The following is a 245-nucleotide window of genomic DNA, read 5'->3' as shown; positions in this document are numbered from 1 at the left end:
CGCCTACATCATGCAGGCGGCGCTGCTCGTGCCCGCGATCATGAAGCTCGGTGTGGAGCCCATGGCGGCGCACATGTTCGCGTTCTACTTCTCCTGCCTGTCGGCCGTGACGCCGCCCGTGGCGCTGGCCGTGTATGCTGCGGCGTCAATCGGCGGGGCCGGCCTGTGGGCCTCGGGCGTGCAGGCGATGAAGTTCGCTGCCGCCGGCTTCATCGTGCCGTTTTTCTTCATCTACAACCCGGCAC

General features: G+C 66.9%; 1 protein-coding gene. It reads left to right on the top strand.

Annotated features, from left to right (window positions below; genetic code table 11):
• Window positions 1-245: TRAP transporter large permease subunit (locus tag QSV46_RS40705; protein ID WP_314964401.1), on the top strand; the 245-nt coding region annotated here is incomplete at both ends.

The sequence above is a fragment of the Bradyrhizobium cosmicum genome (assembly GCF_032290525.1).
Taxonomy (GTDB): Bacteria; Pseudomonadota; Alphaproteobacteria; order Rhizobiales; family Xanthobacteraceae; genus Bradyrhizobium; species Bradyrhizobium cosmicum_A.
The sequence above is the reverse complement of the archived record's forward strand: the minus strand, read 5'-3'. Positions and strand labels throughout refer to the sequence as shown.